General features: G+C 73.8%; 8 protein-coding genes. 6 read left to right on the top strand and 2 right to left on the bottom strand.

Annotated features, from left to right (window positions below; translation table 11 throughout):
• Positions 1-172 precede the first annotated feature (172 nt).
• Entirely contained in the window at positions 173-1,150 is a 978-nt protein-coding gene (locus tag Q7F20_RS16855; protein ID WP_305741220.1) for an o-succinylbenzoate synthase, read from the bottom strand.
• A 276-nt stretch (positions 1,151-1,426) separates the two neighbouring features.
• Here Q7F20_RS16855 and Q7F20_RS16850 point away from each other — a divergent pair, with 276 nt between their 5' ends.
• The 4 genes from Q7F20_RS16850 to Q7F20_RS16835 all read left to right on the top strand — a co-directional run bounded on the left by Q7F20_RS16850 (position 1,427) and on the right by Q7F20_RS16835 (position 4,975).
• Positions 1,427-1,804 carry a hypothetical protein gene (locus Q7F20_RS16850; RefSeq protein WP_305741219.1) on the top strand — a complete coding sequence of 126 codons (378 nt, stop codon included), beginning with the start codon at positions 1,427-1,429 and terminating at the stop codon, positions 1,802-1,804.
• A 23-nt stretch (positions 1,805-1,827) separates the two neighbouring features.
• The gene (locus tag Q7F20_RS16845) at positions 1,828-2,757 is read left to right on the top strand and encodes a 1,4-dihydroxy-2-naphthoyl-CoA synthase (RefSeq protein WP_261647095.1); all 930 of its coding nucleotides are present in this window, start codon (positions 1,828-1,830) and stop codon (positions 2,755-2,757) included.
• The gene (locus Q7F20_RS16840; protein ID WP_305741218.1) at positions 2,757-3,893 is read left to right on the top strand and encodes an AMP-binding protein; all 1,137 of its coding nucleotides are present in this window, start codon (positions 2,757-2,759) and stop codon (positions 3,891-3,893) included. The genes Q7F20_RS16845 and Q7F20_RS16840 overlap by 1 nt, the downstream gene beginning before the upstream one ends.
• 86 nt (positions 3,894-3,979) lie before the next feature.
• A complete protein-coding gene (locus tag Q7F20_RS16835; protein ID WP_305741217.1) occupies positions 3,980-4,975 on the top strand; it encodes a 1,4-dihydroxy-2-naphthoate polyprenyltransferase in 996 nt (331 codons plus the stop codon).
• 11 nt (positions 4,976-4,986) lie between these two features.
• Here Q7F20_RS16835 and Q7F20_RS16830 read toward each other — a convergent pair whose 3' ends face one another.
• The gene (locus Q7F20_RS16830; protein WP_305741216.1) at positions 4,987-5,313 is read right to left on the bottom strand and encodes a DUF4229 domain-containing protein; all 327 of its coding nucleotides are present in this window, start codon (positions 5,311-5,313) and stop codon (positions 4,987-4,989) included.
• Positions 5,314-5,378: 65 nt separating this feature from the next.
• On the opposite strand from Q7F20_RS16830, the gene Q7F20_RS16825 reads away from it, so the two are divergent.
• Entirely contained in the window at positions 5,379-5,765 is a 387-nt protein-coding gene (locus Q7F20_RS16825) for a PLDc N-terminal domain-containing protein (protein ID WP_305741215.1), read from the top strand.
• Positions 5,758-7,506, top strand: coding sequence for a 2-succinyl-5-enolpyruvyl-6-hydroxy-3-cyclohexene-1-carboxylic-acid synthase (menD, locus tag Q7F20_RS16820; protein ID WP_305741221.1), 1,749 nt, complete (start codon positions 5,758-5,760; stop codon positions 7,504-7,506). Before Q7F20_RS16825 ends, menD begins: the two co-directional genes overlap by 8 nt.
• The last annotated feature ends 163 nt before the right edge of the window (positions 7,507-7,669 follow it).

Here is a 7,669-nt window from a genome sequence, read left to right as displayed (position 1 = left end):
CGGTCGTTCGGCACGCGTCGGAGCGGCCGAACGTGCGACCTCGGCGAACGCGAGCGGCACGTCGTGCGACCCGGGCGGGGGCCGGATGGCTCCCGTCCGTCCGACCGCGAGCGGCACGTCGTGCGACCCCGGCGGCGTCGGATCTCTCCCGGCCGTGCGTGCGCCCGTCGGGTCAGCCCGCGAGCAGCGCGTGCACCCGCTCGAGCCGCGCAAGCCACCACGCGGTCCGCTCCGGAGACGCCGCGTTCCGCTCGAGGAGCTCGGCGGACACCTCGACGCGCCGCACCGCCACGCGCCCGTCCACCGGCAGCAGCGGCGCCGCCGCGACGTCCGACGTGAACATCGCCGCGGTGCCGAGACCCGCGGCGTACCCGAGCGACATGGCCGCCGCCGCGAGGAACGCCCCCATCCCGAGCCCGACCGACGTGTCGAGCGCGCTGGAGACCACGCAGGGGAGACCGGCGTCGGCGACGACCGCGCGTGCGGCGCTGATCCCGCCGAGGGGCTGCGCCTTCACGACGAGGACGTCGGCCGCCCCCGCCCGGGCGACGGCGAGCGGATCGGAGGCCTTGCGGACGCTCTCGTCCGCGGCGATCGGCACACCGAGTCCGGCGGTGCGCTGCCGGAGCTCGGCGAGTTCCGGCACCGTGCGACACGGCTGCTCGGCGTACTGCAGGTCGAACGGGGCGAGCCGCTCGAGGGCCTCGGCGGCCCGGCCGACACTCCAGAGCCCGTTCGCGTCCACCCGGACCGCGGCGGAGGGTCCCATCACCCGCCGGACCTCGGCCACGCGGGCGACGTCGTCGTCGATCGTGGTGCCGGGCTCGGCGACCTTGACCTTGGCGGTCGTGCAGCCCGGGTACCGCGACAGGAGGTCCGCGACGTCGTCCGGCGCGATCGCCGGCACCGTGGCGTTCACGGGCACGCTGTCAGCGGCGGCCTCGTGTGCCGTCCACCCGAAATCGACCGTCGCCCGGAGCCACGCGGCCGCCTCGGCGTCGTCGTACTCGACGAACGGGGAGAACTCGGTCCACCCCGCCGGGCCGCGCAGGACGATCGCCTCGCGCACCGTGATGCCCCGGAACCGGACCCGCATGGGCAGGGCCACCACGTGGGCGTCGGAGCGGAGGTCGCGGAGGTCGGGGAGCACCTGGCCATCATCCCAGGAGCACCCAGGGCACCTCACGGTTCCTCGGAGCGGACCGCCAGGGCAGCGCACTAGTCTGCATCGGTCGGCCACGGTCGGCACCCCAGCACCAGCACCAGCACCAGCACCAGCACCGAGGACGAGGGAGGACCTGTGGCGCCGGAACCGCAGCAGCGATCCGCAGCACCGTCCTCGGCGAGGACGCAGCCGCATGCCCGGTCGCGCACGCAACCGCCGGCACCGGCTCCCGGTCGTGACACCGGCGAGTTCGCCCGGCTCATGCAGCGGAACACGGTCGACGTCCGGCAGCAGGCGCAGGCGGGCCGCAAGAAGCGCAGCCCGGCGGTCGGCAAGATCGCGCTGGGGCTCGCGGTGGTCTCGGCAGCGGTCGACGCCAGCGCCTTCGCGGTGTTCATGGGCGGCGACACCGACTTCGCCTTCGGCATCTGCTTCGTCGTCGTCTTCCTCACGCTCATCGCCGCCGTGCTCGGGTTCGTCGCCGCCGTCGGGTCGTTCGGTCGCTGGTACGGCGCCGTCGGCGTCGTCGTGGCGTTCTTCGCGAACCCGGTGATCCTCATCGTCCTGCTCGTGATCGTCGCCCCCGAACTGCTGACCGACATGGGTGGCTCTGCCGCGACGGACGGCGCGGGGCTGTAGCACGCGGCGGTAGCGTTGGGGGCATGGCTGCTCCCGTCTCCGACCTGTTCGACCCCGACGTCTGGACCGCGGCTCCGATCGCGGAGCAGTTCACCGACATCACGTACCACAAGCACGTCTCGCACGGGATCGTCCGGGTGGCGTTCGACCGTCCCGAGGTGCGGAACGCCTTCCGTCCGCGCACCGTGGACGAGCTGTACCGTGCGCTCGACGACGCCCGCCAGGACCCTCGCGTCGGCGTCGTCCTGCTCACGGGCAACGGCCCGAGCCCGAAGGACGGCGGTTGGGCGTTCTGCTCCGGCGGCGACCAGCGCATCCGCGGCCGCAGCGGCTACCAGTACGTCGGCGACGAGGGTGCCCCGCCCGAGGGCGTCGACCCGGCCGCCGCGCAGGCCTCGATGGGGCGGTTGCACATCCTCGAGGTCCAGCGCCTCATCCGGATGATGCCCAAGGTCGTCATCGCCGTGGTCCCGGGGTGGGCGGCAGGCGGGGGACACTCGCTGCACGCGATCTGCGACCTCACCATCGCCAGCGCCGAGCACGGGAAGTTCAAGCAGACCGACGCGGACGTGGGGTCGTTCGACGGCGGGTACGGCAGCGCCTACTACGCGAAGCAGATCGGGCAGAAGTTCGCGCGCGAGGTCTTCTTCCTCGCCCAGGAGTACTCGGCGCAGCGCGCGTACGAGATGGGTGCCGTGAACGCCGTCGTCCCGCACGAGGACCTCGAGCGCGAGGCGATCCGCTGGGGCGAGATCGTGCTCGGCAAGTCCCCGACGGCGATCCGCATGCTCAAGTACGCCTTCAACGCGGTGGACGACGGGATGGTCGGCCAGCAGGTGTTCGCCGGCGAGGCCACGCGGCTCGCCTACGGCACCGACGAGGCCGTCGAGGGTCGTGACTCCTTCCTCGAGAAGCGCGCGCCCGAGTGGACGTCCTTCCCCTGGCACTACTGATGGCCCGTCCGCTGGTCGCGACCGGAGCGTCGGACCCGTCGGCCGTGCTGCGGGCCCTGGAGGCGGCACTCGCCGGCGGCCCCGCCCTGCTCCCGGTCGCGGACGGTGCTCCTGCGCTGCCGACTCCGGCTCCGACCACCGTCCCGCAGCGGGTCGCCCTGGTCGTCGAGACGAGCGGGTCCACCGGCACCGGCAAGCGCGTGGCGCTCTCGTCGGAGGCGCTCCTCGCCGGTGCCGCTGCGGCGGACGCGGCGCTCGGCGGACCCGGCGGTTGGGTGCTCGCGCTGCCGACGCACTACATCGCGGGGCTCAACGTCCTGACCCGGTCGATCACCGCGGGGACGTCGCCCGTCGTCGTCGAGCCCGGACACTTCGACGCGGGGGCGTTCGCCGACGCGGCGGACCGTCTCGTGACCGGCCCCGGGGCACCGCGGCGGTACACCTCGCTCGTCCCGGTGCAGCTCGCCCGGGTGCTCGACGACGCGCGGTCGACCCGTGCGCTCGCCGGGTTCGACGCCGTGCTCGTCGGCGGGCAGGCGACCCCGGCGACGCTCCGTGACCGCGCCCGCGAGGCCGGCGTCCGGATCGTCACGACCTACGGTGCGAGCGAGACGAGCGGCGGGTGCGTCTACGACGGCGTCCCGCTCGGCACCGTCCGCACCGAGCTCGTGGACGGCGAGCTGTTCCTGTCCGGGCCGATGCTCGCCGAGGGGTACCTGGCCGACCCCGAACGCACGGCGGCGACCTTCACGGAGCACGACGGACACCGCTGGTACCGCACGGGTGACGCGGCCGAGGTCGTCGACGGCGTCGTGCGGGTGCTGGGTCGGCTGGACGACGTCGTGATCTCGGGCGGTGAGAAGGTCCCGCTCGGCGCCGTCGAACGGGTCGTCCGTGGGCTCGACGGGCACGAGGGTGCGGTGGTCACGCGCCGGGCGTCGGCGGAGTGGGGCGAGGTCCCTGTCGTGGTGACCGACCGTCCTCTCGACCTCGAGGTGGTCCGGGCCGCGGTCGGCAACGCCCTCGGGCGTGCAGCGCGTCCGGCGGACGTGGTCGTCGTCGAGCGGCTGCCGATGCTCGCGTCCGGCAAGCCCGACCGCCGGGCGGTCCGGGCGATCGCGGACCCGACCGCCTGACGGACGCGGGGCGACCGCCGATCGCGATCCGTTCCTCCTGGTCCGCCGTCCCGGACGCACGGCGGACGCGGATACGATGGACGGTCGTGGCACGCACGAAGAACACGAACCGGTCCAGGACACGCTCCGGCAACCCGGCCAAGGCCGCGGCACCGCAGCGCACGAAGCGCCGCGCGACGGCGGGCGACTGGATCGGCGGGGCGCGTCTGCGCACCCTGACGCTCGGCGTCGTCCCCGTCGTGATGGGCACCACCGTCGGGTTCGTGGACAGCGGCGAGGCCGGTGACTTCGGCGACTGGCTGGCGAAGGGCCACCACCTGCCGATCGCGATCCTGGCGCTGCTGGTGGCGCTGTTCCTGCAGATCGGCGTGAACTACAGCAACGACTACTCCGACGGGGTGCGTGGCACGGACGAGTTCCGCGTCGGGCCCGCCCGTCTCACCGGCGCCGGGCTCGCGAAGCCCCGCACCGTGCTGACCGTCGCGCTGACGTTCTTCGGGCTCGCCGCGGTCGCCGGCATCGTCATCGTGGTGCTCACCCAGCTGTGGTGGCTCCTGCTCGTGGGCGCCGCCGCCATCGTCGCCGCGTGGTTCTACACCGGCGGGAAGAAGCCGTACGGGTACAACGCCCTCGGCGAGGTCTTCGTGTTCGTGTTCTTCGGACTCGTCGCGGTCCTGGGCACCCAGTTCGTCCTCATCGGCCGGGTCACCCCGAGCGGGTGGGCCGCGGCGATCGCCGCCGGGTTCTTCGCCTGCGCGGTGCTCATGGTGAACAACATCCGCGACATCGACGAGGACCGTCAGGCGGGCAAGCGAACCCTCGCGGTCGTGGTCGGACGGCCGGTCGCCCGGGTGCTCTACGGCCTGTTCCTGATGCTGCCGTACGTGGTGCTGCTGTGGTTCGTACTGCTCTACTTCCGCACCGGGTTCACGTACTTCTCGCTGCTGCTGGCGCTGCCGGCGCTCGCGATCGGTGTCTCGTCGCGGAAGCCGCGCGAGCTCATCACGGCGCTCCAGCTGTCGTCGTTCGCGTCGCTCGTGTTCGGCGTGGTGCTCGGCATCACGCTCGCCGTCCAGCCGTAGGAGCCCGGGGGTCAGTCGTCGCGGTGCTCGCGGCGCGCGGCGTGGCGGTCCGCGTCGGAGACCGGCTGCTCGACCGGGGAGTCGCTGTCGGCCGCATCGACGAAGTCGTCCTCGAAGTCGGTGTCGACGTCGTGGTCCGGCGTCGGTCGGCGGTTCGCGAGGCTCTCGGTCACGCGGCCGCGCAGCCTCGGCAGCGCGATGTAGGAGACGAGCAGGGCGACGAGCGCGGCGACGATGGTCGCCCAGTACCCGGGCATCGGCGTCAGGAGCAGGAGCAGAGCCAGCGCCGCGGCGAAGATGCCGAGGCGGGCGAGGGTGTAGACGAGCCACGCTTTCACCTGCGCAAGTCTACGGATGCGCAACCGGCAGGGGGCCCACAGGCTGCCGACCTAGACTCCCGGCCATGATCCGACTGTGGCTGATCGTCGTCGTGGCCGCCGTGGCGTTCACGGTCTACGCCGCCATCGACTGCGCCACGATGCCCCGCGAACGTGTCCGTTCCCTCAGCCGCGGTGTCTGGGTCCTCCTCGTGATCGTGCTCCCGGTGCTCGGCGGCGTCCTCTGGTTCCTCCTCGGACGGGCCCCGGCGGCCCGACCCGGCGGTGGCTCCGGGTACCGTGGACCCGAAGACGACCCGGACTTCCTCGGTGGCCCCAGCGGCCCCGAGCGGCACCGCACGGACAAGGACCAGGACGACGAGACCCTCCGAGACCTCGAACAGCAGTTCCACGAGCGGGACGGACGCGACGACCGGCACCGCCGCGACGACGACGGCCGCGCCGATCGCTGACGGCCCGGCCGCTTCCGGCAGTCCGGCGACCGACTTCGCCGTCACGCTCCTGACCGAGCTCGCACGGGCCGGAGTCACCGACGTCGTCGTGAGCCCCGGCTCCCGGTCACAGGCGCTCGCCCTCGCCGCTGTCGCCGTCGAACGCGCGGGCAGCACCAGCGTGCACGTCCGGCTCGACGAACGCACCGCGGGGTTCTTCGCGCTCGGGCTCGCCGTCGAGTCCGGTCGACCCGCCGCGGTCGTGACGACCTCGGGGACCGCGGTCGCCAACCTGCACCCCGCCGTGCTCGAAGCGCACCACTCCGGCGTGCCGATGATCGTCGTCAGTGCCGACCGCCCCGACGAGCTCCGCGGCATCGGCAGCAACCAGACCACGGTGCAGCCCGGGCTCTTCGGGCCGGCCGTCGCCGTCGTCCGTGACGTCGAGGCACCCACCGCGCACGGCGTCGACGCCGATGCCGCGGCCACCGTCCGGGAGCTCGTGCGCGAGGTGGTCGCCGCTGCCGCCGGGCACACGGGGCAGCCCGGGCCGGTGCAGCTCAACGTCGCCTTCCGGGAACCGCTGTCGGCCGGGCTCAGCGAGGGGACGGTCCGGCCGGTGCCCGACGACGAGGTCGACCTCGCGTTCGCGACCAGGCGGGTGCACTCCGGTCTGCCGGTCGTCGACCTCGCGCCGGACGACGAGCCCGCGACGATCGTCATCGCGGGACACGACGCAGGGGCGGACGCCGAACGGATCGCGTGGGAGCTCGGTGCGCCGCTGGTCGCCGAGGTGTCGAGCGGTGCGCGGTTCGGGCGCAACCTGGTCGTGGCGTACCGCGAACTCCTGCGCGAGGCGGACTTCGGCGGCGCGGTCCGCCGCGCCGTCGTGCTCGGCCACCCCACGCTCAGCCGCGAGGTCCCCGCCCTCCTGCAGCGCGCCGACGTCGAGACGGTCGTGGTCCGCGGACCGGGGGCCGATCCCTACGACCCGGCCCGCGCCTCCCGGCCCGACGCCGCGACCACCTTCGTGTCCGACGTCCGCGTGACGGGCCGCACCCGGCCGGAGCACCGCGCGTGGGTCGGCCGCTGGGTCGCGACGAGCCGCGCGCTGCTCGGTGGTGGTGACGCCGGTCCGGACCTCGAGGCGAAGCGCTCCAGCGACCGCGCCGAGCGCAACAAGTTCCTCCGCGACGAGGTGGCGCTCCGCCGCCGCGCGATCGACCGGACCATGCTCGCCGATGCTGTCTGGGGTGCGACCTGGCCGCACGACCGCCTCGTGCTCGGCGCCTCGCAGATCATCCGCGTCGCCGACGCGCACGTTCCCGGCAAGGCGATCCGGGTGCACGCGAACCGTGGGCTCGCCGGCATCGACGGGACGATCTCGACCGCGCTCGGGATCGCCGCGGCACTCGAGCGTTCGACCGCCTCGGTCGGCACCACGCGCGTGCTGCTCGGCGACCTCACGCTGCTGCACGACCTCGGGGCGCTCGTGACCGGCACCGAGGAGCGTCCGCACCGTCTGCAGGTCATCGTCGGGAACGACGGCGGGGGAGCGATCTTCCGCGGACTCGAGGTCGCGGCGACGACCCCGGCGGCCGACATGCGCCGGATGATGACGACGCCGCAGCACGTCGACGTGGAGCCGGTGGTGACGGGGCTCGGGTGGGAGTACCGGCGCGCGGAGACCTGGGGGGACCTCGAGCGGGTGCTGACCGACCCGGCGGAGCGTGTCGTCATCGAGGTGCCGCTGGCCGACTGAGCGGGGCGCCGGTGCGGGGCGTGCTCGCGCGCCGGAGCGGACGCTGCGCGGTGCGGTGCGGTGCGGTGCGGTGCGGTGGACGTTCCGCGCCCCGGGCACTGCGCCGTGCGTCGGAAGTTTCGCGCCCCGACACGGGCATCGCGCCCCGAAGAGCCGGGGCGCG

This window comes from Curtobacterium sp. A7_M15, assembly GCF_030705415.1.
Lineage (GTDB): Bacteria > Actinomycetota > Actinomycetes > Actinomycetales > Microbacteriaceae > Curtobacterium.
This window is presented reverse-complemented; position numbering and strand designations above follow the sequence as displayed.

Bases quoted from the DNA above. Each gene is read 5' to 3' on its own strand.
- Q7F20_RS16850 (WP_305741219.1), top strand. From the start codon at position 1,427: ATGCAGCGGAACACGGTCGACGTCCGGCAGCAGGCGCAGGCGGGCCGC.
- Q7F20_RS16845 (WP_261647095.1), top strand. From the start codon at position 1,828: ATGGCTGCTCCCGTCTCCGACCTGTTCGACCCCGACGTCTGGACCGCG.
- Q7F20_RS16825 (WP_305741215.1), top strand. From the start codon at position 5,379: ATGATCCGACTGTGGCTGATCGTCGTCGTGGCCGCCGTGGCGTTCACG.
- Q7F20_RS16840 (WP_305741218.1), top strand. From the start codon at position 2,757: ATGGCCCGTCCGCTGGTCGCGACCGGAGCGTCGGACCCGTCGGCCGTG.